The organism is Streptomyces sp. DG2A-72 (assembly GCF_030499575.1).
Lineage (GTDB): Bacteria > Actinomycetota > Actinomycetes > Streptomycetales > Streptomycetaceae > Streptomyces.
In genome coordinates this window covers 5,616,924-5,641,489 of sequence record NZ_JASTLC010000001.1, presented here as the reverse complement: position 1 = coordinate 5,641,489, position 24,566 = coordinate 5,616,924, and the positions used below count along the sequence as shown (strand labels likewise).

Genomic DNA, 24,566 nt, shown 5'->3' with positions numbered 1-24,566 from the left:
CCACAAGTACGCGATCGACGCAGTGCTCGCCGTCATTGCGCGACAGGTGACCCGGATGTGTTGTTCCGGAACCTCATCCGGGGCCGTTTGGGGCCATTTGCAAACCGGGGTTCGGAATCCGGCTCCCCCTGTGGTTGGTCGACGACGATCGCCTTGACCGCCAGGTCGGAGCTCCCGAGGAACTGGACGAACTCGCCGTCGCCGAGCGGGTGATCCAGCGCCTGTCCGAACAGCTGCACGCCGTACGTCACCCGGCGGGTTCGATGCGGAGGACGGCGGCGGAGTCGAGGATCTTCACGACCTTCAGGCTCATGGCGTCGTTGATGGTCGCGGCGGGTCCCTCGCCGCAGGTGAGGCCGACGCCGCCGCTGCCCTCCGACGACACGCCGCCGCCACCGGAACAGCCCGAAACGCTGAAGCCCGACCCCGTCAGCGGCGCGACCATCTCGACCTCGCTGCCGGTGATCGCCTTCACCTCGATCGGCCCGAGGCCGTACGTTTCCGGCACGGTGACGACGTCCCCCACGGCGATCTCGATCTCGCACGTTCCGTCGGCGCACGGCCCGGTCGGCGAGGGCGACGGCGTGGCCGTCTCCGTGGGGTCGGACGCCGGTGCCCCGGAGCGGGCCCCACTGGGCCGGCCCTCGTCAGCGGACCCGTCCGAAGAATCCGAGGAACACGACGTAACGGCGGCGAACACGGCGGCGACGAAAACGGCGACTACGGCGGTGGATCGCGTTCTACGCATCATGGGCGCCATTGAACCCCGCCACGAACGGGACCCCTCCCCACCGCCGCCCGGCCAGGCAGTGACGTCACGTCACGCGACAGCGGTCCCCTCAAGCTCGACCATCTGGCCCGGGATCGCCAGCCGCGTCACCCCGAGCATCGTGGTGGTCGGTGCCACCCCGGCGGTGCCCAACCGCGCCGCCAGTACGCCGTAGTGCTGGAAAAGGAGGTCGACGTCGGTCGTGTAGACGTTGAGCCGGACGAGGTCGGTGAGAGACATGCCGGCCTCGCCGAGCACGGCCTCCAGGTTGTCGATGCTCAGCGCCAACTGCGCCGCCATGTCGCCGTCATGCTGGGGCTTGCCGTCGGCGCTCATCGCGGTCTGCCCCGAGATGTACAGGGTCCGGGTGTGTCCGGAGATGACCTCACCCTGGTTGAAGCCCATCTCCACCGACCACGTCACCGGGTTGACCGCCGTTCGTTCCACTGCCACGTCAGCTCCATTCGATTCATGGGGAGTACGTACGGCCATCGGCTCGGTAGCCGTCGGCTTCGACGTCGTGCGACGAGCCTCGCAGCGAATCACGACATCCTTGGTCATGTATTTCAGTAGAGTTCTCGTATGCGTGCCGACCGGTTGGTCTCGCTCGTCCTGCTGCTGCGTCAGCGCGGTCGGCTGACTGCGGACACGCTGGCCCGCGAGCTGGAGGTATCCACCCGCACCGTGCTGCGCGACATCGAGGCACTGTCCGCGGCCGGCGTGCCGGTCTATGCCGAACGCGGCCGGCACGGTGGCTTCGTGTTGTCGCCCGGTTTCCGGACCGAGCTCACCGGTCTGAACCACGACGAGGCCCTTGCCCTGCTGACCGCCGGATCGGGGCGCGGCGAGCAGGTGTTCGGCCTCGGCTCGGCGCTCGCTTCGGCGATGCGGAAGGTGGTCGACGCGCTGCCCGAAAGCCATCGGGCCACCGCGAGCGACGCGGTCCAGCGCATTCTCGTCGAGCCGGAGACCGACCTGCTCTCACGTCGGCCGGTCACTGAGGAGGTACCCGACTCCACCATGATCGAGGTCCGGCGCGCGGTGCTCGCCGGACGCAAGCTGCGCATCCACTACGCGGCCACGGGCCAGACACCACGGTGGCGCACGGTGGACCCGATCGGGCTGGTCACCGTACGCGACCGGGGCTACTTGCTGGCCACGAGATCTGGTGCGGACCGCACCTACCGGCTGTCTCGGGTGATGGCCGCCGAGGAGCTCCCCGAAGCGGCACAGCGACCGAACCGGGTCGATCTTGACCGGATCTGGCGGGAACGCTCCGCGCAGTTTCTTTCCGACGGCGACCACATCACCGTGCTGGTACGGGTGAATCCGGCGCGGCGGGAGGAACTGCTGGACACCGTGCTGGCCGTCCGCGCGGAAGAACCCGACGCAGACAGCTGGCTGCGGCTGGAGGTGACCTTCCAAGATTCACGACACGCCGAATGGGCGCTGTGGCAGCTCAGCACGGACGCGGAGGCCCTGTCCCCGCAGTCGTTGCGCATCTCCCTGCGCAACCGTGCCGCCGCGATGGCCTCCCGCTACGGAGACTCCGTGCCCGCCTGAACTTCCATCGGTACCAATGGACCCGGACCGGCAGAGCGTTCGCAGCGTCGTGCGGAACCGGTCCCTCCCCACGTGGGGACCGGTTCCGTACGACGCGCGGGGCCTCGGTTCGCGCTGATACGGCGCGGACCGGGGCGGGGCGGGATCCGTGGTCGGCGATGAGCGGGTCCGGAGGGGACCGGCTCCACGGATCTCTCAGGCCCTCTGGACGGGTCCGTCACCACCGTCCGGCAACTCCGGTAACTCCGGCGGAAGCTGGCCGAGAACGAACGGCGTCATAGGCTGCGTCTCCGAGCACTGGGCTGGTGGCCTGTCATAACGGCGTGCAGTCGGTTCGCTACTGCGTCGTGATCCTGCCACCTTCAGGCCCACAACGAGGAGGTTCCGGTGTCCGGTCCAGCCCTTCCTCGCAGGTCAGCCGTATAAGGTGAGTTTTCCGGTCCGGATGTCCAGCTGCGGGGGAAGTAAAGGGGTGGAGGCCTTGAGTTCCGACTCAGGGGCACGCACAGCCTTCGCGGAGCGCCTCGCGCTGCTGTACCGGGAGGCCGGCAACCCTCCCCTCAAGCGCGTGGCCGAGGCGGTCGTACAGCTGCAGCGGGTCGATGAGCGAGGGCGGCCCGTACGGGTGTCCGCGCAGCGGATCAGCGACTGGCGGCGGGCGAAGAACGTACCTGCCCAGTTCGCCGCCCTCGCGGCGGTGCTGCACATCCTGATCCCGCAGGCGCGGCGCGCGCGGCCCACTCCGGTGTCGGCCGGCCTGTACGACCTGGCTCAGTGGCAGCGCATCTGGGAGCAGGCGGTGGCCGATCCCATCGGGGAGCGTGCCGCCGTGTCCGGGGAAGGGGAAGAGGGGGAGCGGTCCGCGGGCGACGCCCCGGCCGTACCCGGTGGTGTGTGTCCGTACCGGGGGCTCGCCTCCTATCGGCAGCAGGACGCGCGGTGGTTCTTCGGCCGGGAGCGGAGCACCGACGCCCTCATGGCGCAGCTCCGCGCGGCGGAGAAGACCGGCGGCCTGGTCATGCTCGTGGGCGCCTCGGGTGCGGGCAAGTCCTCCCTGCTGAACGCCGGTCTGGTGCCGGCGCTGGAACAGGACGCGCGGGAGGTGGTGCAGCTCGTGCCGGGCGCCCATCCGCTCGCCGAGCTGACCGAACGGATACCCGAGCTCGCGCCCCTCGTCTCCACTCCGGACGTGGATACGCAGGCAGTGCGGGAGGCCGTCGCCGAATGGGCGCGGCCCTCCTCCCCCACCGGCCCCGTCGTCATCGTGGACCAGTTCGAGGAGGCCTTCACCCTCTGCTCCGACGAGGCGGACCGGCGTACGTTCATCCAGCTCCTGCACGCCGCGTGCGCTCCCGCCTCCGACGGCCCCGCCCCCGTCCTCGTGGTCCTCGGCATACGCGCCGACTTCTACGAGCAGTGCCTCGCCCATCCCGAGCTGGCCGACGCGCTGCAGCACCGGCACATGGTGCTCGGGCCGCTGACCACGGCCGAGTTGCGCGAGGCGGTGACCGGTCCCGCCAAGGCCGTGGGCCTGGAGCTGGAACCGGGCCTTGCGGAACTGATCGTCCGTGAGGTGAGCGCCGACGGCCTGCGTGGGGCGCACGACGCCGGTGTGCTGCCGCTGCTCTCCCACGCCCTGCTCGCCACCTGGCAGCGCCGGAAGGCGGGCCGGCTGACGCTGGCGGGCTACCGGGCGGCGGGCGGAATCCAGGGCGCGGTGGCGGCGACCGCGGAGCGGGCCTGGTCCGGCCTCGACCCGGCGGCGCGTACGGCCGCGCGGCTGCTGCTGCTCAGGCTGGTCCGGCTGGGCGAGGACACCCAGGCCACGCGCAGGCGCGGGACCCGGCGGCAGCTCGCGGAGGAGTCGACGGACCCCGACAAGACGGAGGAGTCGCTGGAGGCGCTGGTCAGGGCCCGGTTGGTGACGCTCGACGCGGAGAGCGTGGAGATCACTCATGAGGCGCTGCTGCACGCCTGGCCGCGGCTGCGCGACTGGATCGACGAGGGCCGCAGCGACCATCTGCTGCGTCAGCGGCTGGAGGAGGACAGCCGGTCCTGGGAGGGCTCGAACCGCGACACGGCGCTGCTGTACCGGGGTTCCCGGCTTGAGCAGGCCCACAGCTGGGCCAAGTCCGCCGGGGACACCTTCCTGACCCGCAGCGCGGTGGAGTTCCTGGCGGCGTCGGTGCGCTTGCGCAGGCGCGTGGTCTGGATCAGCCGGGGTGCGGTCGCGGCGCTGGTGGTCCTGGCGGTCGTGGCCGTCGGTGCGGCGGTGGTCGCGATACAGCAGCGGGACGACGCGGTGTTCGCGCAGGTGCTCGCCGAGTCCGATCGCGTGCAGTCCACGGATCCGTCGCTGTCCGCGCAGCTCGGCCTGGTGGCGCATCGGCTGCGGCCGGACGACGCGGACGCCAACAACCGGCTGATCTCGATCGTCAACGCACCGCTGGCCACACCGCTGCTCGGCCACACCGGCGCCGTCTACCTCACCACGTTCAGCCCGGACGGCCGGCTTCTGGCCACCGCCAGCTACGACCGGACCGTACGCCTGTGGGACGTGTCGGACCCGACCCGGCCCAAGGCCGTCGGCAAACCCCTGACCGGGCACACCAGTTGGGTGAGCAGCGCGGTCTTCAGCCCCGACGGGAAGACCCTGGCCAGCGCGGGGGACGACGGCACGCTCCGGCTGTGGGACGTGAGCGATCCGAGCCGTCCGCGGTCGCTCGGCGCCCCGCTGACCGGGCACGACGGCACGATCTACCTGGTCGCCTTCAGCCCGGACGGGCACACGCTGGCCACCGCCGACGAGGAACGGAACGTACGTCTGTGGGATGTGCGCGACATACGACGGCCGAGGACGCTCGGCACGCTGACCGGCCACACCGCACCCGTGCGCTCGGTGGCGTTCAGCCCCGACGGGCGCACGCTGGCGGCGGGCGGCGACGACAACACGGTCACGCTGTGGGACATGGACGATCCGCGCCGTCCGGAACGGATCGGTACGCCGCTGACCGGCCACACCGACACCGTGCACTCCGTGGCCTTCAGCCCCGACGGCCGCACGCTCGCCAGCGGCAGCTCGGACAACACCATCCGGCTGTGGGACGTCACCGACCGTGCCCACGCGACCGCGCTCGGCGCGCCGCTGACCGGGCACACCGGCCCCATCTGGTCCGTGGCCTTCAGCCCGGACGGAAGCATGCTCGCCGCAGGCAGCGCGGACAGCACGGCGAGTCTGTGGAACGTCCGCAATCCGGCGTATCCGTCGCAGGTCGGCATGCCGCTCGCGGGCAGCAGCGGGGAGATGTACGCCATCGGCTTCAGCCCCGACGGCCGTACCCTCGCCACCGGCACCGGCGACGGCAAGGCCCGGCTCTGGTCGATCCCGCGGTCGGACATGATCGGCCGCATCGGGGCGTTCCGCCGGGACGGGAAGATTCTCGCCACGGGCAGCGGCGACAGCAAGATCCGGCTGTGGAACGTGGCCAGTCCCGGCCGGCCCGTGGCGCTGGGCAAGCCGTTCACGACCGGGGAGCGGGACATCCGGCTGCTGGTGTTCTCGCCCGACGGCCGCACCCTCGCCGTCCTCACCGGCGTCCGCAACACGGTGCAGCTGTGGAACATCGCCGACCCCGCCCACCCCGTCGCATACGGCAAGCCGGTCCTGCTGCACACGCGGTATTCGGGCCCCGACTCGCTCGCCTTCAGCCCCGACGGCCGCACCCTCGCCAGCGCCTACGACGACCGCACCATCCAGCTGTGGAACGCCGCCGACCCGGCCCACCTCGTCCCGCTCGGCAAGCCGCTCACCGGTCACAAGGGGTACGTCAACTCCCTCGCCTTCAGCCCCGACGGACGCACCCTGGCCAGCGGCAGCGCCGACCTCACGATCCGGCTGTGGAACGTCACCGACCTGCGCCACGCGACCCCGCTCGGCAAACCGCTCACCGGGCACCTCGGCCCCATCAACGCCCTGGCCTACACCCCGGACGGCCGCACCCTGGCCAGCGGCAGCGACGACAACACGGTCCGCCTGTGGAACGTCACCGACCCCGACGGGGCGACCCTGCTGGGCCGTCCCCTCACCGGCCACACCGAGGCGCTGGTGTCGCTCACCTTCAGCCACGACGGCCGCACCCTGGCCAGCGGCGGCAACGACAACACGGTCCGCCTGTGGAACGTCACCGACCCCGCCGACGCCAGCCCCATCGGCCAGTCGATGAGCCCCAACGCCAAGACGGGCAACTTCCTGTCGTTCAGCCCCGCAGGCCACATGCTCGGGGTGTCGAGCGGCTCCGACACCGTACGGCTGTGGAATCTGGACGTCGACCAGGCGATCAGCCGGATCTGCTCGGCCACCCACGGCGTACTGACCCGGGAGAAATGGCAGGAGTACCTGCCCCGTCTGTCGTACGAGCCGCCGTGCCGCCAGTGATCCCGATCACAACGCGATGGTGTGGCTGAGCAGTCGCCTCCCACAGCACTCGCAGCCTTGTTAGCCTTGGCCATAGCCCGATCGCTGGTGCATCCCCCGTCGCCAGCGATCGGGTCTTTTCGTGCGGACGTTTGCGGACGTTTTCCGTGCGGCCCATTTCGCCGGGAGTCTTAGGCTGAGGCTGTGCCGAAAGCGTACGAAGAGATCGACGACGACCTCCGCCACCCGCGCCCCCGCGCCGTCCGCGACAACACGCGGCACCAGTGGGAGAAGGACCGCGCCCGCCGTCCGCTGCGCACACGGGCCGGGACCGGCGCCACGGAACACGAGACCGGCCTGCACCGCGAGGACCTCGTCTTCTACGCCAAGTACCGCAAGATCGAGGCACCGAAGGCCCTCGCGGACGCGTTCGGCGTCCCGGCGGGAACCCTGCTCCTGGAGCGGACGTACCGCACCCGCTGTGCGACCGGGACGGCCCCGTTCAGCCTGGTCACCTCCTACCTGGTCCACGACATGATCGCGGCCAATCCCGACGTCCTGGACGACAGCAAGGAGCCCTGGCCCGGCGGCACCCAGCACCAGCTCTGGACGGTCGGCATCGAGGTGGACCGCGTCGAGGAACGCTTCACCGCCCGTCCCCCGACGCCTCAGGAGGCGACAGAGCTGGAGCTGCCGCCCGGTACGGCGGTGATCCTGCTGCGCAAGACGTCGTACGACATCCATGACCGCGTCGTCGACATCTCCCAGGTCACACTGCCCGGCAACCGCACGGAACTCGTCTTCACCACGCCTCTGGAAAGGTGGTGAGCGCTGCCGTGAGCCGGCGCGTCGTCATCGTCACCGCCGTGCACGCGCCCTCGGCCGCGTTCCTGGCGGACGCCCACAGGTCGCTGTGCGCACAGGAGTTGCCCGTCGGCTGGGAGTGGCACTGGGTGATCCAGGAGGACGGCACGACCGACGCCGTCGCCCCGTACGTCCCCGACGACGACCGCGTGACCTTCCGACAGGGACGCCCCGGCGGCCCCGGTGTCGCCCGCACGATCGCCCTCGCACACGCCGACGGCGACTACGTGAAGATCCTCGACGCCGACGACCAGCTCACCCCCGGCGCACTCGCCCGCGACCTGGCGGCACTGGAGGCCGACCCCACGATCGGCTGGGCGACGTCGCGGGCGCTGGATCTCTTGCCGGACGGCTCGACGGTCGGCTTCCCCGGCGATCCCGGACACGGCCCCGTCGAGCGCGGGACCGTACTCGACTTCTGGAAGGCCAACGACTTCCGCGCCCAGGTCCATCCGGCGACGCTGTGCGTACGCCGGGATCTGCTGCTGGCGCTCGGCGGCTGGATGGCCCTGCCCGCGTCCGAGGACACCGGGCTGCTGCTGGCCCTCAACTCCGTGAGCCGTGGCTGGTTCTCGGCGGAGGTGGGGCTGCTGTACCGCAAGTGGGAGGGCCAGGTCACCGGCCAGGCGTCCCATGCCGATCCGGGCGAACGGGAGGCGCGGATGGCGGTGGTTCAGGCGCGGGCACGGGCGCTGGCGGGGTTGCGGTGGAGCTATCCGGTCGCCGGCTGAGAATACTGGAGGCTCTCGGGGGCCTCGACGAGTCCGTCCAGGACGACATCATGTACAACAATGCCCAGCAGTTGACCACTCGCTGATCAGCGACTGATCACTCGTTGATCACGTCGAAAGCCGCACCGGAGGCGCGCGATGAATACCGGCATCACCGAGGCCCTGATCACCCTGGGCCGCCGGTACGTGCGCGACGCCCCGGTGCCGCTGGGCAAGGCACCGCTGGCCGCGCGGTACCTCAACTCCCGTCTGCGGGAGCATCCGAGGCGCCGGGTCACCGAGACCCGGTTCGGCGCCCGGTTCGCGGTCGACACACAGGACCTCATCCAGCGCTACGTCTATCTGTTCGGCGTCTGGGAGCCACACATGACGGCCTGGCTCCGCGGCCGGCTGCGCCCCGGCGACACCTTCGTCGACGTCGGCGCCAACGTGGGCTACTTCGCGGTCCTCGGCTCCCGCCTCGTCGGGGACACGGGCCGGGTCGTGGCCGTGGAGGCGTCCCCCGCCTTCCACGACCGGATGCGCCAGCAGCTCACCCTCAACGGCTGCACCAACGTCCGCACCGTGAACGCCGCGGTCTCCGACGGCCCCAAGACACTCACGTTCGTCCTGGCCAGCTCCCGCAACATGGGCGCGAACTCGATCGTCCCGTACGACGGCCCGGCCGAGTCCACCTTCGAGGCCGAGGCCCAGCCGCTCGCCGAACTCCTCGACCCGGACGACCTCACCCGCGCCCGCGTGATCAAGATCGACGTCGAGGGAGCGGAGGGCAGCGTCGTACGAGGCCTGGCGCCCGTCCTCGACCGGCTCAGGGACGACGCGGAGATCGCCGTGGAGGTCGCGCCGGAACGGATGGCCCAACTCGGCGATTCCGTGGAGGAGTTGCTGGAGACCATGCGCGGCCACGGCTTCCACACCTACCGGCTCCCCAACAGCTACAGGCCGGAGAGCTACCCCCACGCCCTGCGCGCCCCCTCACCTCCGGTGCGGTGGCGAGGGCCGATCGTCGGTGAGACCGAGCTGGTGTTCTCACGCGTGGATGCCGAGGAACTCACGGACTAGGACGCTCAGTCGAGGGCGAACGGGTCCTGGGGCACCGCCGACCTCTGGTCGGCGAAAAGCCCCGCCGGCGGCTCCTCGACCGGCAACGGCACGATAGTGCCGTGTATGCCGCCGACGCAGCGGGCGAACGGCCCGGTGAAGGGGTCCGTCAGAGCACGCATGTGCGGGTCGACGTGATGGGTCCACCAGCTCGACATGCCCATCTGGCCGTCCCAACGCAATGCCTCCCAGGCACGCCACAGGGAGTCGAGCCTGGAGAGCGCTTCGGCGTGGCGATACCACTCCGGGCACCACACTCGCCCGGATTCGGGTGTGGGAAGCGAGACGAGATAGATGAATCGGTCGGAGACGAACTCGGCGACGTTCGGGTAGAACAGATCTCCAGAACGCTCGGCCTCCTCCTCGTCCCGCCGGATGTCCTCGGCGGACTCGCCCCGCTCCTCCTCGTGGAGTGGTGATGTCATGGCGTCATTCTCCTCTTCGCAGCCGTACGTCGGTGGCCTCGGCATGGCGTCCGACGCGGTCCAGAACTCTCGCGAGCCCGGTCACGGCCCGTCTCAGTTCGCCCTGCCGACGCGGGTCCTGGTTCACCAAGGCCCGGTAGAGCCGGACAGCCCGCCGCGCCGGTTCCACTCCTCGGGCGGCCAGGCGCACGTCGTGCCGGCCCGCCAGGCTCAGCGTCCCGCCCAGCCGGTACAGCAGCCACGCAGTCTGGTCCCGCGGTTCGCCGGGGCGAGCGGTCAGGGGCCCGCACGCCTCCTCCGCCTCGAGTGCGGCGCGCCAGGCCGCGCCCGGCTGTCCGGCCATCGCCCGTGCGTCGGCAAGGCGCAGGAGAGCGTGGCAGAAGCGCCCTTCCTGGCCTTCCGGGTCCGTGACGAGCAAGCGGCGCCTGACGCGCGCCTCGTGCTCGGCGACGCGCAAAGCATCCTGGAAGCGGCTGGTTCTCAGCAACGCAAGGCACAGCTCGATGCAGGTCTCGGCCAGGTACACCTCGTGTTTCGTGTCGCCGGCCGACAGTTCCACGCGCAGTTCGTACGCCTCCCGCAGCACCGGAACCGCCCGTTCGGCCGTCGCCGGGGACGACGCGTAGCTGGTGCCCAGGTCGTGCAGGCAGAACGCCAGCCCGTGACGCCCTTCCTCGCTGTCGCGGGACAGCCGGCGGTACTGCGGGAGCGCCTGCCTCAGCAGGATGCGTGACGCGACTTGCCGGTTGTGCCTCCGGTACAGGTCGGAGGCGTCGTGGAGGCCGAAGGCATGGCTCTCCGTGTAGAGGCTGGGGGCGTACTTGCTGAGCCGTTTTTTGATCTCGATGCCGTCGTTCAGGTGGGCGAGGGCCTCCGCCGAGCGGCCCAGGGCGGCGTAGGAGTCGCCGAGTTGGAGGGCGGTTCCGGCCCGGGCGTTCAAGTCGCTCGCATTGAGAGACAGTTCGGCGCCGTCGTAGATCCGAAGGGCCTCCTTGAACCCCTCCACCGCCACCCCGTGGTCGCCGGTCTCCGCGTGGAAGGTGGCGCGGAGGTTCATCGAACGGGCCAGCTCAGGCTCGGTGACACCGAACGGACTGTTGTGTACCAGGGCTCGGCGATGCTCGATGGCATACCCGACGGATGCCAGCGCCTCCTCATGCTTCCCGTCGTAGAACTGGCCCCAGGCGAGGTTGTGCAGCAGCTGTGCCAGGGTGGCGAGATGGACCTGCGGAAGCTCCTCGGCCAGCGGGCGAACCAGTGCGATCGCCTCGTGCTCCAGCGCCATCGACTCGCCGCGGGGCCGGGAGGCGTTGCTGTAGTCGATCGCGAGATTCTTGAGGGCTCTCGCGAGGTCGGCGCGAAAGGCGTCCGGGTTCTCCGTCGCCAGCCGACGGCAGGCGACGACGTCCTCCTCAGCGAGCGGCAGCGCCTCCGCATGCCGTTTGAAGCGCCACAGGTTGGAGCCTCGCTCCGTCAGCGCCGCGCTGAGCAGGAGCGGGTCCAGATCGGGGTGGTCCGCCACCAGCTTGCGGGCACGCTGGACGGCCTCGTCCGTGTATGCGTCGGACTGGGCGATCTGGTCGAAGCGAATCTTGTCCGGAGCGAGCCGCCAGACCACCCGCGACAGGTTGAGGAGCGCCTGCACCAGACCACGCTCGCGTTTCTCCCACTCCTCCCCGTCCTCGGCCGCCAGCGCGCGGAACAGGCTCAGCGCCCGGTCGCCGGCCTCGTACGCCTCCGCCAGGCGTCCGGTCATCTGCGCGGCGCGGGACAGCACCAGCAGCGAATCGGCCCACTCCGTGCGGTGAGCCATCGTCCCGTCGTCCGCGAGCCGTTGCCGGATCGCCACCGCGCCATCGGCCGCGACCCGGGCGTCCGCCCAGGCTCCGACCGCCAGCTGCCGCTCCGCGAGATTGTGCAGCGCCCACGCGCGGTCGCGGAGCGCCTGCGGGCCGTCGTCCGTGGCCTGGCACAACCGGTTGAGTTCGCGGGCGACGTCGAGTGCGTACTCGCGCAGCACATGGGTGCTTTCCGGCAGGGCGTCGGAGTGGGCGCGCAGCATGGCGGCGGTCAGCGGTGCCTCGGCAGGGACCACGCGCAGTGCCTCGCGCAGCCTGTCGACGATGTCGCGCGCCTTGTCCTTGCGGTCCTCGTTGGCGTGGGCCACGGCGGACCGGGCCAGCACGGTCAGGGTCTGCACCCGCTGGTGGTCCGGGGCGCGGGCGAACAGCCGTCCGAGCAGCCCAGGTTCCTGGAGGATCTGCTCAGAAGCCTGGAACTCCGCCAGCCGGTCCGGCTCAAGCCGGCCCCAGTAGCGGCCCTCCGGCGGTGGGTACAGAGCGCACAGCCAGGCGACGACATTCCCGACCAGCGGCCGCGACTCATGGGGCAGCAGCCGAGCGATTGTGGCATGCGCCTCCGGTTCGTCCTGGGCCGGACACAGGACGGCCGCCGTCACCGCCTGGCCGAGCAGTTCCTTCTCCCGGGGTCCCATGCCCCGCCCGTCGGCGGTGTCCTGCCAGTACGTGTTCTCGTGCTCCAGGAGTTTGGCCTCCAGCGGGTCCTCCTCCCGCTCGGGGGTCCGAACGTGGCGCAGCAACGCGGCCAGGGCCGCCATCTGCACGGTCAGCGCCGTTTCGGGCCCCTGGCTCGCTGCGGGGCGAGCGGGGCGGAGTCCGTCCGCCAGCCCGGGCCAGTCGAGGTCCCTCGGGGCGGTCACCTCGGCCAGTCGATGGGAGAGATCCCGCGCCGCCATCCGGAACGCCTGCTCCCGGTCGGCGTCGCCAGGGCTGAGCGCGTGCAACCTGACCTCGCGGAGGGCACCCTTCGCCACCCTGTCCCCCCACGAGCCGAGAGAGCGGGCGAGCAGCAGCAGCCGCACCGGATACCCGGACTCCTCCGCTGCCTCCCACAGCTCCCTGACCAGCTCCGGCCGCGTCTCGGCGTAGTCGACGACCAGCAGCAGCGGATGCTGGACCATGCGCAGCGCCCGCAGGCCCTCCGGCCTGCGACGCACCTGCCCCGCCAGCCAGCCCTGCTCCCGCATCCGCACCATCAGCTGTCGCGCCAGCCGGGTCTTGCCCTGCCCTCCCGGGGCGGTGAGCACGCGGGCGGAAGGGACGACATCCCGGTCCTCCCGGCACCACTGCTCCAAGTCGGCAAGCGTGTCCCGCCTGCCGTGGAACCGCACCACCTCGGCGTCGGCCCGCAGCAGCATGGTGGGAGAGGTCACCTCCCGTTTGGGCGGCGCCGGCTCCAACAGGCAGGCGAGCTCGGCCGGTTCGAGCTGCGGGTCGGCGGAGGTCGCCTCGCGGACCACCGAGCGGAATCCCGCACAGGCCAGCAGGTCCTCGCTGCGGGTGTACGCCAGCCGTGTGCCCACTTCCGGCCGGCGGTCCTCCCGCACCATGCCGAGCAGCAGCTTCTCGCGGGACAGGAAGACGGCCGCGCCCGACATCCCGGACCAGTGGGTGGTCCGGCGGGCGGTCTCGGGGGCGAGTCCCGTGGTGTCGTACGCCAGCAGGCCGGCGTTGTCGAGGATCTCGAAGGCCTCACCACCACCGTGCGGCCGGACCTGCCCGATCAGCGTCTCCCGGCCGCGCCTGACCACCTTCTCCGGTCCCTCGCCGTCCTCCTGCCGCCGCTGCCGTGGGAATCCCGTGGCGGCGACCTGCAATTGGTCCCCACTCGTCACGCAGCGACCCCAGCGCTGCGGCGCCGGCCCAGGCGCCGCGCAGCGTCTCGGGCGGCTCCCAGTCCCGGACCTCGGCCGGAATCTCCAGCAGGGCGCCGTCCACGTTCTCGTCGGGCTGTCGCCACCGCACCACGGCGGGGAACCGCGCATCCGAATCCGGGTACGACACGGTGATCTCCCCCGGCGCCTCGGACGCCGGCAGCAGGTGCGCGGCAGTCAGGACGAGCCGCGGCGCGATCAGATAGCCGCTGCCGAAACTCTGACCTCGAACCTGGACGACCCGCTTCTCTTCCATCGGTCCGTCGCCCCGGCTACTCGACGTCGCCCACGGCCACGCTCCCGCCCCCGCGCTGCTCCGGGTTCAGGCGCAGGGTCACACGCTGGGTCGACCGTGCCGAGCGCTCACCGCGGGCGTTGGCCTCCACGACGCCGAACCGCAGCGCCCCGCCGCCGTTCCGCGTCCGCACCAGCTCGACCTCGAACTCCGCGGTGATCTCGCCGAGCCCGAAGCGCAGTTGGGACCCCTGGCCGCGGAACTGCGCCTCGGAGAGTTGCTCTCGCAACACGTCGATGGCATCGGCCAAGTCGAGCCAGTCCTCGTCGTGCTCGTCGCGCGCCATACCCCCGCCTCCGTCGCCGTGTCATCGGGCCCGCACATCCTAGTGACCTTGTAACCCGTCACACCCGTTCGTGAACACGATGACGCGATCACGTCCCGGCAATCCGCCACCGATCTCGACGCGTTGGGCGGGCAGACGTGCAGGGCTCTGTCGTACGGCGTGGGCGGCGGATTCGGCGACGATCGGGGGTCCTAGTCGGCGATGGCGATGGCCTGTGACGGACACCCCTCGGCAGCCGCCCGGACCTCCGGATCGTCGCCGGTGTCCTCGCGGCCCGGTATGACGGCACCGAAGCCGTCCTCGACGGTGAAGACGGACGGCACCCGGTAGACGCAATCGCCGGAGCCGTAACAGCGGTTGGGGTCGACGGAGACCTTCATGTCCCTTCCCGTTCCCGCCGGACGACCCCGTGAACCGAGCCCGCCACTACTGGTCGAAGGACAGCTCCAGCATGCGAATGGCGTTCCCCCGCAGCAGCTTGTACGTCACCTCGTCGGAGAGGCCGGCCACATGCTCGGCCGCCACCTTCTTCGTCTCCGGCCAGGTCGAGTCCACGTGCGGATAGTCCGTCTCGAAGGTCGCGTTGTCCACGCCGACGGTCTCGATGGCCTCGATGCCGTGCCGGTCACGGAAGAAGCAGCAGAAGATCTGCCGGTAGTAGTACGTCGACGGCGGCTCCGGAATCAGGTCCTTGACGCCGCCCCACGCCCGGTGCTCCTCCCACACGTCGTCCGCGCGCTCGAGGGCGTACGGGATCCAGCCCATCTGCCCTTCGCTGTACGCGAGTTTGAGCCGGGGGAACTTCACGAGCACGCCGCTGAACAGGAAGTCCATCATCGACGCCATGGCGTTGTTGAAGCTGAGGGAGGCCTGGACGGCGGGGGGAGCGTCGGGTGACGCGGCCGGCATCTGCGAGGACGACCCGATGTGCATGTTGACCACCGTCCCGGTCTCCTCGCAGGCCGCGAAGAAGGGGTCCCAGTAGCCGGAGTGGATGGAGGGCAGCCCGAGGTAGGTCGGGATCTCGCTGAAGGTGACGGCGCGGACGCCCCGGGCGGCATTGCGGTGGATCTCCGCGACGGCCAGCTCGATGTCCCACAGGGGGATGAGGCACAGCGGGATCAGCCGGCCGCCGCTGTCCCCGCACCACTCCTCGACCATCCAGTCGTTGTAGGCGCGCACGCACGCGAGGCCGACTTCCTTGTCCTTGGCCTCGGCGAAGGTCTGCCCGCAGAAGCGGGGGAAGGTCGGGAAGCAGAGCGAGGCCTCGACATGGTTGAGGTCCATGTCCTCCAGCCGGGCCTTCGGATCCCAGCAGCCCCGCCGCATCTGCTCCCGTGTGATCCCGTCGAGCGTCATCTCGTCCCGGGAGAAGCCGACGGCCGCGATGATGCGCTTGTACGGGAACAACTCGCCCTCGTACTCCCACCAGTCGGTGATCTGACCGTCCGGATCCGTGGTGAACCGGTACTTCCCGCCGACGTAGGCGAGCTCGCCGATACCGGCGGTGAAGGGCTGCGGCCCCTTGTCCCGGTACTTGGCCGGGAGCCACGTCTCGAAGAGGTGCGCCGGCTCGATCACGTGATCGTCCACGCTGATGACCTTGGGCAGATCCCTGGTATCGCTCACGCTGTACCCCTAATCTGACGATCCATCAGATTCAGAGGTTAGGGCAGCCCTCTCACGGCAGCAAGGGAATGGCGGCACGGGAACCGGCGCCCTACCCCGGGGAGGTCCACATGCAGAGCATCTGGCTGAGCGGCGCCGAGTGGCTCGCCGTCCTCCGAGTCGGCCTCGGCCTGTGGTGGCTGGAGAGCTGGCGGCACAAGGACAAGCGGGACTGGTTCGCGGGCGGCGGCATCAGATGGGCGGCCGGCATCGCGGCGGAACACCGGTGGCCCTTCGTCCGGCAGGGCTTCGACCGCATCGTCGGACCCCGCCCGCGCCTCATGGCGTACGTCGTCGCGTACGCGGAACTCGCCCTGGGCCTCGGTCTCGTCGCTGGCTTCCTCACGCCGATCGCCCTGGTCGCCGGCCTCCTGCTCAACCTGATCTATCTCGTCCTGATGATCCACGACTGGGCCGAGCAGGGGCAGAACCTCATGATGGCGCTGATCTCGCTGGTCACGCTGTTCGCGATGGGGTGGCAGTCGTGGTCGGTGGACGCGGCGCTGGGGCTCTTCGGGTAGGTCACCTCCGCCCCACCACCGCGACGGCCGTCCCGATCCCCGCGAACACCAGCCCGATCCCACCGAAGATCAGCGGCAGCAGCCACAGCGAGGCGAACCCGTTGATACGCGCGTCATCGGGGGAATCGGCGCGGTACAGCACCTCGACCCGCTCACCCTCCTCGTACGAGGGTGGATTGGAACCCGTGGAGTCCCGGAACTTCCTCGACGTGCCGTCCGCCGACGTGAACGCGACCACGGGGTACGCCGTGGGCTTGTCGTTCTGCCGCTTCTCGCGGGTTGCGCCGTTGTGGTCGTTCCGCCACTCCAGCGACACCACCGTGCCCCGGGCACGCTCGGCATCCGCCAGGAACGAGACCGACACTCCCGCCAGGATCAACCCGACGACCAAGAACAGCGACCCGAAAGCGATCGCCCCGACCGCGATCCACCGGCGAGCACCCCACCCACGCACCTGAACCTGCACACCGTTCCTCTCACCTGTCCGGAGAGGGACGCTATCCCAGGCAGTACGGCCGCGGCGCTACAGCAGGCGGATGCCGGTGAGGGGGACGTTCCATTCGTTTCTCTCGACATGGCCGTAGCCGTCCTGAGCCGCGGCCGGCGCCACGAGCAGCACCAGCCCGGCAAGGGCAACGGCCAAGACGGCGCGGACACGACGCTTCACGATTCCTCCTCGGCGATGACAGTGCCGACCACCCTGCTCCGAGCCGCCGGCCCCGCCTGCCCGGACACGCCGCTCAGCTTGTAGGTTCAGTCGCTCGGTCGGCCCCTTACGTCCCGTACGTCCCGTACTCCGGAAGTCCCGTCGATTCGAAGACGTGCACGCCACCGCCTGGCTCGGCGAGGCGGACGCGTTCCTGTTTGGACGTCGTACGTACGAGAACTTCGCGCGAGACTGGCCGAAGACGACCGACCATCCGGGCGCCCGCATCCTGAACGGTCTGCCGAAGTACGTCGCCTCCCACAGCCTGACCAAGGCCGACTGGAACCCGACCACGATCCTGTCCGGCGACATCCCCGCGGAAAGTCATCGGCCCGCGAGCGCCGCCCTGGCCGGAATGCCGCTACGGTCATCGCCGCCCGCCGAACTCCCAGTCGTGGACCTCGATATCCGCGTACCGGTCCGCAGCCAGGACGGCGCGGGCCGTGGCCGGATCCGGGGCCCTGAGCAGCACTGCCGTACCGAGCCAGGCGGCGCCGTCGTCGGAGAGCAGTGGCCCGTACGCGATCAACTCGTTCCGGTCGGGCGGCGGGACGGTGTCGACGGCCGCCCCCGAGCCCAGGCCGAGCACCAGGTACCGGTTGCCACCGCTCGGGCCACCGGGGAAATCCCACATGGTGCGCCCCAGCAGGTTGTGCCACCGGCGCAGCAGCACGTCCCGGTACACGCCGGCCTGGTAGTTGGGCTCGTCGAAGGCGAACGCGCGGGCGGCGGCGGGATCCGGCAGGTCGACGATGTGCACGCTGCCGGTGGGCGTTTCGCCGTCGTCGGCGAAGGTCGGGCCGCGCGCGATCAGCTCCTTCGCGTACCGGTCCATGTACGACCAGTGCTCTTCCAGCAACCCGTGGCGCAGCGCAGCAGATCCGGGCCGGTCGCGGTGGTAGCAGAAGTACTCCATGCCCCAGACCCTCCCCAACGGACGGCCGCGTCTCAACAGACTTTCAGCCCTGGGTGATGATCTTTTCCCGCATCAGCCTTTCCAGCTCCGTGTCCGTCAGCGGGTGGAGGGTGTTCAGGAGACGCCGCAGGCCGGGTTCGTCGAGGGACTTGCTGGTGACCTCGACCTCCGCGTCGCGGTGGCGGCGGGTGAGGGTGATGTCGCGGGTGCCACCGGGGAGGCTGTGGATCGTACGCATCTCGCCGCGCACGTCCACCGTGCAGGTCGCGTCCTTCCCGATGAACTCGGGGCATCGCGGTGTCGGCGTGAGCGGCCGGCGCACCGTCAGGCCCACGTACCCGTCCTGCCGAACGGAGTGGTACTCAAGGCTGAAGGAGGCAGGGCCGACCACGGCACGGGCTGCACGCATGCCGGGCGGCGTAGCGATCACGTACAGCAGCTCCGGATGCTCCCGGTACCGCGCCACCTCCGCCGCGTGCCGCCGCCCCTGCGCCTGCGCCGGGCCGACAAAACCCCCGTAGACCACGCCGGCCGCCAGCGCGGCCACCGCCCCCAGCCGCACCCACCGGTCCGGCACGAAGAACGCCGCGGCAACGGCGTACGGCACCCCCGTCAGCGCGACTCGCGTGCCGGCGCTCCCCAGGTCGACGTCCCCACCGTAGGCGGCCACGCCCGCCAGGACGCCGAGCGTCCCGAGGACGAAGACCAGGGCCGCCCAGCCGAGCCGCCCGGGTGCGGAGTCGCACAACGGCACCACGGTCCGCGCCGGTGTGCCCGCCGTGGCCAGCAGGCCCACCGTCAGCGGCACAGCCAACAGGAAGACCAGCACAGCCACGCCGGCCCCACCACTCCAGCCCGTCACCACCAACCCGAAGCCGAGCACCGGCACCGCGGCCGTCATCGTCGCCCAGACCAGGAGGAGATGCAGAGCCGTCAGCGCCCCTCTGTCACGCGTCATGCCCGAAGCGTGCCAGCCCGCGTCCTGGCGCACATGGGTACTCCTACTCAGTACGTCCGCCCTGGCGGAAGAGCCCTGCCGACGCCCCCCAACCATCCCCGCCAACTCCCCTGACATCCTTGCCCCGTGCCGAATCCCACCCCCGTCACCCCCGACGCCCCCGTCCCGATACCCGACCCGCTGCTCACCCAGCACTGGCTCGACCTCTGCTTCATCCACTGGGCCGTCGAACCGGACGTGGTGGCACCGCTGTTGCCGACAGGCACCGTGCCCGACACGTACGACGGGATGACGTACGTCGGGCTGGTCGCGTTCCGGATGGACAAGGTGGGGTGGCTGCGGCTGCCGGGGGTGCCGTACTTCGGGTCGTTCCCGGAGACGAACGTGCGGCTGTACTCGGTCGGCGCGGACGGGCGGCGCGGTGTGGTGTTCCGGTCGATGGACGCCTCGCGGCTGCTGCCGGTGGTGATGGGGCGCGTCGGCTTCCGGCTGCCGTATCTCTGGTCCCGGATGAGCGTGCGCGCGGACGGCGACACCGTCTCGTACGAGAGCGTCCGCCGCTGGCCCGGGCCGCGCGGCACGTACAGCCGTATCGTCGTGCGGGCCGGTAAACCGATAGAGGAGCCCAGCGAGTTGGAGCTTTTCCTCACCGCCCGCTGGGGAATGCACAACCAGTTCTCCGCGGGTGCCGCTTATCTCCCCAACGACCATCCCCGCTGGCCGCTCCACCGCGCCGAGCTGATCCACTGCCAGGAGGACCTGATCGCCGCCGCGGGGCTGCCCTCCCCGGTCGGCGCCCCCGTCAGCGTCCTCTACGCCCCCGGTGTGCCCGTCCGGTTGGGGCGGCCGCTCAGGAGTTCCATGTCTCGTCGTACGGATCCCGCGGCTGAGCCACCGGACGGGCCTCGCTGACCTCGATGAACGGGATCGGCCCGTTGTTGACAGGGTCGTGCGTCCAGCGGGCGGTGTAGGTGCCGGTGACCTCCAGCCAGGTGTCCGGTTGGAGCACCGGCGGGATGTGTCCGGTCAGGCCGACCTTGACCGGCTGGGCGTCCGCCGCACAGCAGTTGAGGGTCATACGGACGAGGTAGGGCGTGCCTTCGCGGTCCAGCGCGACGAACCCGGTGATCTTCAGCTGCCGGTCGCGGAGGGAGCGGCCGTCGTCGTAGACCGCACGGCCCGCGTAGTCGGCGAGGGCCAGGCGCAGTGGGCCGCTCTCCGGCAGCTTCGTGAATCCGTACGGCTCTTGCAGGGCCGTCCCCGTGCGTACCGCGCTGTACGAGCCGAGGGCCGGCGGCGCGACCAGGATCAGGGCGAGGACGGGGAGGGCGAGCAGCCAGGAGACGCGGGGCTCGGGATGCCCGGCATGTCCGTCGGACCTGCGCCGCTCGTACCAGACCGTCGCCAGCGCCGCCGCGATCAGCACCGCGCCGGACAGCAGCACCAGCGGGCGCAGGCCCGCCTTGACGTACCGCAGGTACAGATCGGTCAGGCCCGCGTGCAGCAGGCTCGCGCCGAGCAGGAAGAGTACGGCCGCCTGGGCCTGCCGGTTCACAGCAGCACCGCCCCGGTCAGCACCGACACCAGCACCGCCAGCACGAAGGTGGCGGGCGCGAAGCGCAGGGCGAAGTCGCGGCCGAAGGTGCCCGCCTGCATCGCGAACAGCTTCAGATCGACCATGGGCCCGACCACCAGGAACGCCAGCCGGGCCGTGAGCGAGAACTGTGTCAGCGACGCCGCCACGAACGCGTCCGCCTCCGAGCAGATCGACAGCAGGACGGCGAGCGCGGCGAGGGCCAGCACGGCGATCACCGGGTTGTCGGCCGCCGTACGCAGCCAGGTCTCCGGCACCACCGCCTTCAGCGTGGCGGCGGCCATCGCGCCGAGGACCAGAAAACCCCCTGCGTGCATCACGTCATGCCGGACCGACCCCCAGAACGCCGCGCCCTTGCTCTGACCGTCGTACGACGAACGGGCCGGCGGGCGCAGCCAGTCGGCGCGGCCGAGCCGCAGCCACAGCCAGCCCATCGCACACGCCACCAGCAGGCTCGCGACGAAACGTGCGAGGACCATCTCGGGGTTGCCGGGGAAGGCCACGGCCGTCGCGGTCAGGACGATCGGGTTGATCGCCGGGGCGGAGAGCAGAAACGCCAGCGCCGCGGCCGGAGTCACCCCCCGGCGCACCAGCGCGCCCGCCACCGGCACCGACGCGCACTCGCACCCCGGCAGCACGGCTCCCGCCGCTCCGGCCACCGGCACGGCGAGCGCGGGGCGCTTCGGCAACGCGCGGGCGAAGAACGACGGCGGCACGAACACCGCGATCGCCGCCGACAGCAGCACCCCGAGCACGAGAAACGGCAGCGCCTGTACGACGACGGCCACGAACACCGTCATCCAGCTCTGCATCACGGGCACGCCCAGCATCCGCCGGATCGGGCCCTGCGCGAGTACGGCGAGGACCAGCACCATGGTCAGGACGAGAGGGGAGTCGAGGCGCCTGCCCTGTGGTTCCTCCGGGTTTTCCACGGGCGTGGCCGGGGGTGGCTTGGTGATGGCCACGGGTGGGGTACCTCCGCGGTTCGTTGGGTGCGGGCCGGTGGGGACTGGTCGCGCCCACGCGGCGGAGCCGCATATCGGCACAGCCCCGCGCCCCTTCGGGGCGCTGATCTCCTCCCCTCCAATACGGACGCACAGCACCAGGCGTTCAACCAGTTGTTGGAACCACGCGTCTCGTTGAGGCAGTCTTTCCCCTCGTGGGCAGCAGCGTTCCGAATCAGGGTCAGCCGGGCGGCACGTCCGCGCACATGGTGGTGTGCGGCGACGACGGCCTCGCGCACCGGCTGGCCGCCGAGCTGCGCGGGGTGTACGGCGAGCAGGTCACCCTTGTCGTACCGCCCTCGGTGACCACCGCGCGGCCACCGGTGGTCGGGCGGGCGCGGGCGGCCTCGGCGGCGCTGCTGGACCGGTGGGTCAACCGGGCCAATGGGGACCCCGCAGGCAACGGGCGGGTCGTGGAGGCGCCCGAGATCACCGAGGCCGTGCTCGCCGACGCCGGCGTGGACCGGGCCGCCGCGCTGGCGCTCGTGTACGACGACGACGAGACCAACATCCGCGCCGCCCTCACCGCCCGCCGGATCAACCCCCGGCTGCGGCTCGTCCTGCGGCTCTACAACCGGCGGCTGGGCCAGCACATCGAGGAGCTCCTCGACCAGGCGGCCGCGTTGGCGACCGGGGTCGACGACATCGGCGCCGACGCGTCCACGACCGTGCTGTCCGACGCCGACACGGCCGCACCGGCGCTGGCCGCCACCGCGCTCGCCGGGACCAGCAAGGTCGTACAGACGGACGGGCTGCTGCTGCGGGCGGTCGAGCGGCAGCCCTGGCGGGGCCGGATCACCGATCCGGGGCTGGCCACGCTGGCCCTGCTGTCGTCCACGAACAGCGACTCGGAGAGCGGCGACGAGCAGGGGCCGCAGCTGCTGCCCGACGACGCGGCGGTCCGGGCCGCCACCGGGCGCGGGGCCGTGGTCCTGGAGCAGGTGTCGTACTCGGGTCCGCCGCTGCCCACCGGCCGGGCGGGCGGTGTCTTACCGGCGTTCGCGTCGCTGTTCTCGCGGCGGCTGAGGTGGTCGCTGGCGGGCCTGGTGGGGTGTGTGCTGGCGCTCGCGGTCGCGCTGACGGTGGTCACTGGGGACCATCCGCTGTACGCGACGTACGAGACCCTGCTCGATCTCTTCGCCATCAACGAGCCCGCCCTCAACCAGCCGCTCGGCCGCCAGATCCTCCAACTCCTGTCCGGGCTGCTGGGGTTGCTGCTGCTGCCCGTCCTGCTGGCCGCCGTGCTGGAGGCGCTGGGCACCTTCCGCAGCGCCTCCGCCCTGCGCAAACCGTCGCGCGGCCTCGGCGGGCATGTCGTCCTGCTCGGCCTCGGCAAGATCGGCACCCGCGTGCTGACCCGGCTGCACGAACTGAACATCCCGGTGGTGTGCGTCGAGGCCGACCCGGACGCGCGCGGCCTTGCGACCGCGCGGCGGCTGCGGGTGCCGGTGATCCTCGGGGACGTCACCCAGGAGGGCGTCCTGGAGTCCGCCAAGATCCACCGCGCGAACGCGCTCCTCGCGGTGACCAGCGCGGACACGACCAACCTGGAGGCCGCGCTGTACGCCCGTTCCGTACGGCCCGACCTGCGCGTCGTCCTGCGCCTGTACGACGACGACTTCGCGACCGCCGTCTACCGCACCCTGCGCGCCGCCCACCCGGGCGCCTCCACCCGCAGCCGCAGCGTGACGCATCTGGCCGCGCCCTCCTTCGCCGGCGCGATGATGGGCCGCCAGATCCTGGGCGCGATCCCGGTCGAGCGGCGCGTGCTGCTGTTCGCCGCCGTCGACGTGGCCGGGCATCCGCAGCTGGAGGGCAAGACCATCGCCGAGGCGTTCCGGCCGGGGGCGTGGCGGGTGCTGGCCCTGGACACGGCGACGCTCGACGAGCGCCAGCCCGATCTGGCCCTTCCGCCGTCGCCGGACAACGACGACGGGGACGCTCGGCCGTCAGGGCTCGTGTGGGACCTGCACGAGGGATATGTGCTCCAGCGCGGGGACCGGGTGGTGCTGGCGGCGACTCGGAGGGGGTTGGCGGAGCTGTTGGGGCGGAGGCGGCGGGAGCCGGCGGGGACGTAGCATCAAGAACTCGGCAAAGGCTCAGCGCGACGCGGGCCTGCGCAGCAGCCACTGCCCGAACGTCCGGCGTGGGGGCCGTACCACCACGCGGCCGTGGGCCTTCTGGCCGACCAGCTCCACTCGCAGGGTGACCGGCGTGTCAGGATTCACCGGAGTCCGGCGGTGCTTGAGCCTGCAGTGCACCAGTTGCAGACCGTCGGCATCGATCTCGATGCCGGGCCGGGTGATCAGCGTCAGGGTCTTGCCCGCCATGCCCACGTCGATCTGCAAAGTGTCCTGCGTGATCACGGCCTCAGTGAAGTCGAGCGTCACGTCACACCAGTACACCGCGAGCTCCAGCCTGCGCGGTACCACCCAGCGCCCCACACGCTCGATCGGGCCGCTGTGGGCCTGTTCGATACGAACTACGTCCTTGACCTCTGCTCCAGCGACGGCACCCGTAGCCGATACGGGCGGCAGGTCAGCGGTGAGCGCAGCCAGTTCGCTCAGGGTCCGCGCCGAGAGGGCGGCTTCCAGCCGCTCGTCCAACTCGTCCGCGGTCAGCAGGCCGTCCCCCGCCGCGATACGCAGCACATCCACGACCCGGTCCCGGTCCGCATGAGAGGCGCGCAGCTCGGGCGACGAGCCGGGGCCGGAGTGCTTCCCGGTGGGCGAAATCTCTCCCGACATGCTTCCGTCCTGGTCCTGTCGAACGTCTCCGCGCGGCGCAGGCAGCGGCGCGAGTGGAAGGCTAACGCTATATCGCGACACGGATCCCGGGTGGGCCCATCACGGAGAGGCGATGGTCAGCTTCGAGTCACGGCACGCGGCATCCATCATGCGCCGGCCGGCTCAGCGGCCCGTAAGGCTGGACGACGAGAGGTCGGGGCGCCGCCGCGCCGTACGGGGGTGGGTCCAGACGGCGGGGTCGCGGCCGTACGACTGCCGCCTAAGCGCTCCG

23 protein-coding genes and 1 pseudogene are annotated in these 24,566 nt (G+C 71.0%); 9 read left to right on the top strand and 15 right to left on the bottom strand.

Features of this window, described 5'->3' with window-relative positions; all coding sequences use genetic code 11:
• Positions 1 to 247: 247 nt before the first annotated feature.
• Both QQY66_RS27020 and QQY66_RS27015 read right to left on the bottom strand, forming a co-directional pair.
• Entirely contained in the window at positions 248 to 751 is a 504-nt protein-coding gene (locus tag QQY66_RS27020) for a hypothetical protein (protein ID WP_301982883.1), read from the bottom strand.
• Positions 752 to 820: 69 nt separating this feature from the next.
• Positions 821 to 1,216 carry a RidA family protein gene (locus QQY66_RS27015; RefSeq protein WP_301987506.1) on the bottom strand — a complete coding sequence of 132 codons (396 nt, stop codon included), beginning with the start codon at positions 1,214 to 1,216 and terminating at the stop codon, positions 821 to 823.
• 135 nt (positions 1,217 to 1,351) lie between these two features.
• On the opposite strand from QQY66_RS27015, the gene QQY66_RS27010 reads away from it, so the two are divergent.
• The 5 genes from QQY66_RS27010 to QQY66_RS26990 all read left to right on the top strand — a co-directional run bounded on the left by QQY66_RS27010 (position 1,352) and on the right by QQY66_RS26990 (position 9,403).
• Entirely contained in the window at positions 1,352 to 2,332 is a 981-nt protein-coding gene (locus QQY66_RS27010) for a YafY family protein (RefSeq protein WP_301982882.1), read from the top strand.
• Between the two features lie 472 nt (positions 2,333 to 2,804).
• Positions 2,805 to 6,767, top strand: a complete 3,963-nt coding sequence (locus tag QQY66_RS27005) for a WD40 repeat domain-containing protein (protein ID WP_301982881.1) — start codon at positions 2,805 to 2,807, stop codon at positions 6,765 to 6,767.
• Between the two features lie 183 nt (positions 6,768 to 6,950).
• A complete protein-coding gene (locus QQY66_RS27000) occupies positions 6,951 to 7,574 on the top strand; it encodes a UTRA domain-containing protein (RefSeq protein WP_301982880.1) in 624 nt (207 codons plus the stop codon).
• A gap of 8 nt (positions 7,575 to 7,582) precedes the next feature.
• Positions 7,583 to 8,341 (top strand): glycosyltransferase, encoded by a 759-nt coding sequence (locus QQY66_RS26995; protein WP_301982879.1) that lies wholly within the window; start codon positions 7,583 to 7,585, stop codon positions 8,339 to 8,341.
• A gap of 138 nt (positions 8,342 to 8,479) precedes the next feature.
• The gene (locus QQY66_RS26990) at positions 8,480 to 9,403 is read left to right on the top strand and encodes an FkbM family methyltransferase (protein WP_301982878.1); all 924 of its coding nucleotides are present in this window, start codon (positions 8,480 to 8,482) and stop codon (positions 9,401 to 9,403) included.
• 5 nt (positions 9,404 to 9,408) lie between these two features.
• Here the strand turns inward: QQY66_RS26990 and QQY66_RS26985 are convergent, their stop codons facing one another.
• From QQY66_RS26985 to QQY66_RS26960, 6 genes are all read right to left on the bottom strand, one after another.
• Positions 9,409 to 9,867, bottom strand: a complete 459-nt coding sequence (locus QQY66_RS26985) for a DUF4913 domain-containing protein (RefSeq protein WP_301982877.1) — start codon at positions 9,865 to 9,867, stop codon at positions 9,409 to 9,411.
• A 4-nt stretch (positions 9,868 to 9,871) separates the two neighbouring features.
• Positions 9,872 to 13,477, bottom strand: coding sequence for a tetratricopeptide repeat protein (locus tag QQY66_RS26980; RefSeq protein ID WP_301982876.1), 3,606 nt, complete (start codon positions 13,475 to 13,477; stop codon positions 9,872 to 9,874).
• Positions 13,419 to 13,856, bottom strand: coding sequence for a hypothetical protein (locus QQY66_RS26975; protein ID WP_301982875.1), 438 nt, complete (start codon positions 13,854 to 13,856; stop codon positions 13,419 to 13,421). The genes QQY66_RS26980 and QQY66_RS26975 overlap by 59 nt, the downstream gene beginning before the upstream one ends.
• A gap of 16 nt (positions 13,857 to 13,872) precedes the next feature.
• Positions 13,873 to 14,181, bottom strand: a complete 309-nt coding sequence (locus QQY66_RS26970) for a trypco2 family protein (RefSeq protein ID WP_301982874.1) — start codon at positions 14,179 to 14,181, stop codon at positions 13,873 to 13,875.
• A gap of 191 nt (positions 14,182 to 14,372) precedes the next feature.
• Positions 14,373 to 14,561 (bottom strand): ferredoxin, encoded by a 189-nt coding sequence (locus QQY66_RS26965; protein WP_301982873.1) that lies wholly within the window; start codon positions 14,559 to 14,561, stop codon positions 14,373 to 14,375.
• 46 nt (positions 14,562 to 14,607) lie between these two features.
• Complete coding sequence (locus QQY66_RS26960; protein ID WP_301982872.1) at positions 14,608 to 15,810, bottom strand: amidohydrolase family protein; 1,203 nt, start codon at positions 15,808 to 15,810, stop codon at positions 14,608 to 14,610.
• A gap of 110 nt (positions 15,811 to 15,920) precedes the next feature.
• Between QQY66_RS26960 and QQY66_RS26955 the strand changes: the two genes are divergently transcribed.
• Complete coding sequence (locus QQY66_RS26955) at positions 15,921 to 16,370, top strand: DoxX family protein (RefSeq protein ID WP_301982871.1); 450 nt, start codon at positions 15,921 to 15,923, stop codon at positions 16,368 to 16,370.
• Position 16,371: 1 nt separating this feature from the next.
• Here QQY66_RS26955 and QQY66_RS26950 read toward each other — a convergent pair whose 3' ends face one another.
• Together QQY66_RS26950 and QQY66_RS26945 are read right to left on the bottom strand one after the other, a co-directional pair.
• On the bottom strand, positions 16,372 to 16,824 hold the full coding sequence (locus QQY66_RS26950; protein WP_301987505.1) for a DUF3592 domain-containing protein: 453 nt from the start codon (positions 16,822 to 16,824) through the stop codon (positions 16,372 to 16,374).
• Between the two features lie 69 nt (positions 16,825 to 16,893).
• Positions 16,894 to 17,037 carry a hypothetical protein gene (locus QQY66_RS26945; protein WP_301982870.1) on the bottom strand — a complete coding sequence of 48 codons (144 nt, stop codon included), beginning with the start codon at positions 17,035 to 17,037 and terminating at the stop codon, positions 16,894 to 16,896.
• A gap of 145 nt (positions 17,038 to 17,182) precedes the next feature.
• Between QQY66_RS26945 and QQY66_RS26940 the strand changes: the two are divergent.
• Positions 17,183 to 17,398, top strand: a pseudogene (locus QQY66_RS26940) (dihydrofolate reductase family protein); the annotation flags it as partial.
• A gap of 45 nt (positions 17,399 to 17,443) precedes the next feature.
• Here QQY66_RS26940 and QQY66_RS26935 read toward each other — a convergent pair.
• Entirely contained in the window at positions 17,444 to 17,992 is a 549-nt protein-coding gene (locus tag QQY66_RS26935; protein ID WP_301982869.1) for a YciI family protein, read from the bottom strand.
• A gap of 43 nt (positions 17,993 to 18,035) precedes the next feature.
• Complete coding sequence (locus QQY66_RS26930; protein ID WP_301982868.1) at positions 18,036 to 18,950, bottom strand: hypothetical protein; 915 nt, start codon at positions 18,948 to 18,950, stop codon at positions 18,036 to 18,038.
• Positions 18,951 to 19,076: 126 nt separating this feature from the next.
• On the opposite strand from QQY66_RS26930, the gene QQY66_RS26925 reads away from it, so the two are divergent.
• Positions 19,077 to 19,862 carry a YqjF family protein gene (locus QQY66_RS26925; RefSeq protein WP_301982867.1) on the top strand — a complete coding sequence of 262 codons (786 nt, stop codon included), beginning with the start codon at positions 19,077 to 19,079 and terminating at the stop codon, positions 19,860 to 19,862.
• On the opposite strand, the gene QQY66_RS26920 is transcribed toward QQY66_RS26925, so the two are convergent.
• Positions 19,801 to 20,505: a TIGR03943 family protein gene (locus QQY66_RS26920; RefSeq protein WP_301982866.1), complete on the bottom strand. Its 705-nt coding sequence runs from the start codon at positions 20,503 to 20,505 to the stop codon at positions 19,801 to 19,803. The genes QQY66_RS26925 and QQY66_RS26920 overlap by 62 nt on opposite strands.
• Positions 20,502 to 21,509 carry a permease gene (locus QQY66_RS26915; RefSeq protein WP_301982865.1) on the bottom strand — a complete coding sequence of 336 codons (1,008 nt, stop codon included), beginning with the start codon at positions 21,507 to 21,509 and terminating at the stop codon, positions 20,502 to 20,504. The genes QQY66_RS26920 and QQY66_RS26915 overlap by 4 nt, the downstream gene beginning before the upstream one ends.
• A gap of 245 nt (positions 21,510 to 21,754) precedes the next feature.
• Between QQY66_RS26915 and QQY66_RS26910 the strand changes: the two genes are divergently transcribed.
• The gene (locus tag QQY66_RS26910) at positions 21,755 to 23,626 is read left to right on the top strand and encodes an NAD(P)-binding protein (RefSeq protein WP_301987504.1); all 1,872 of its coding nucleotides are present in this window, start codon (positions 21,755 to 21,757) and stop codon (positions 23,624 to 23,626) included.
• 21 nt (positions 23,627 to 23,647) lie between these two features.
• On the opposite strand, the gene QQY66_RS26905 is transcribed toward QQY66_RS26910, so the two are convergent.
• Entirely contained in the window at positions 23,648 to 24,295 is a 648-nt protein-coding gene (locus tag QQY66_RS26905; protein ID WP_301982864.1) for a DUF1707 domain-containing protein, read from the bottom strand.
• Positions 24,296 to 24,566: the final 271 nt, after the last annotated feature.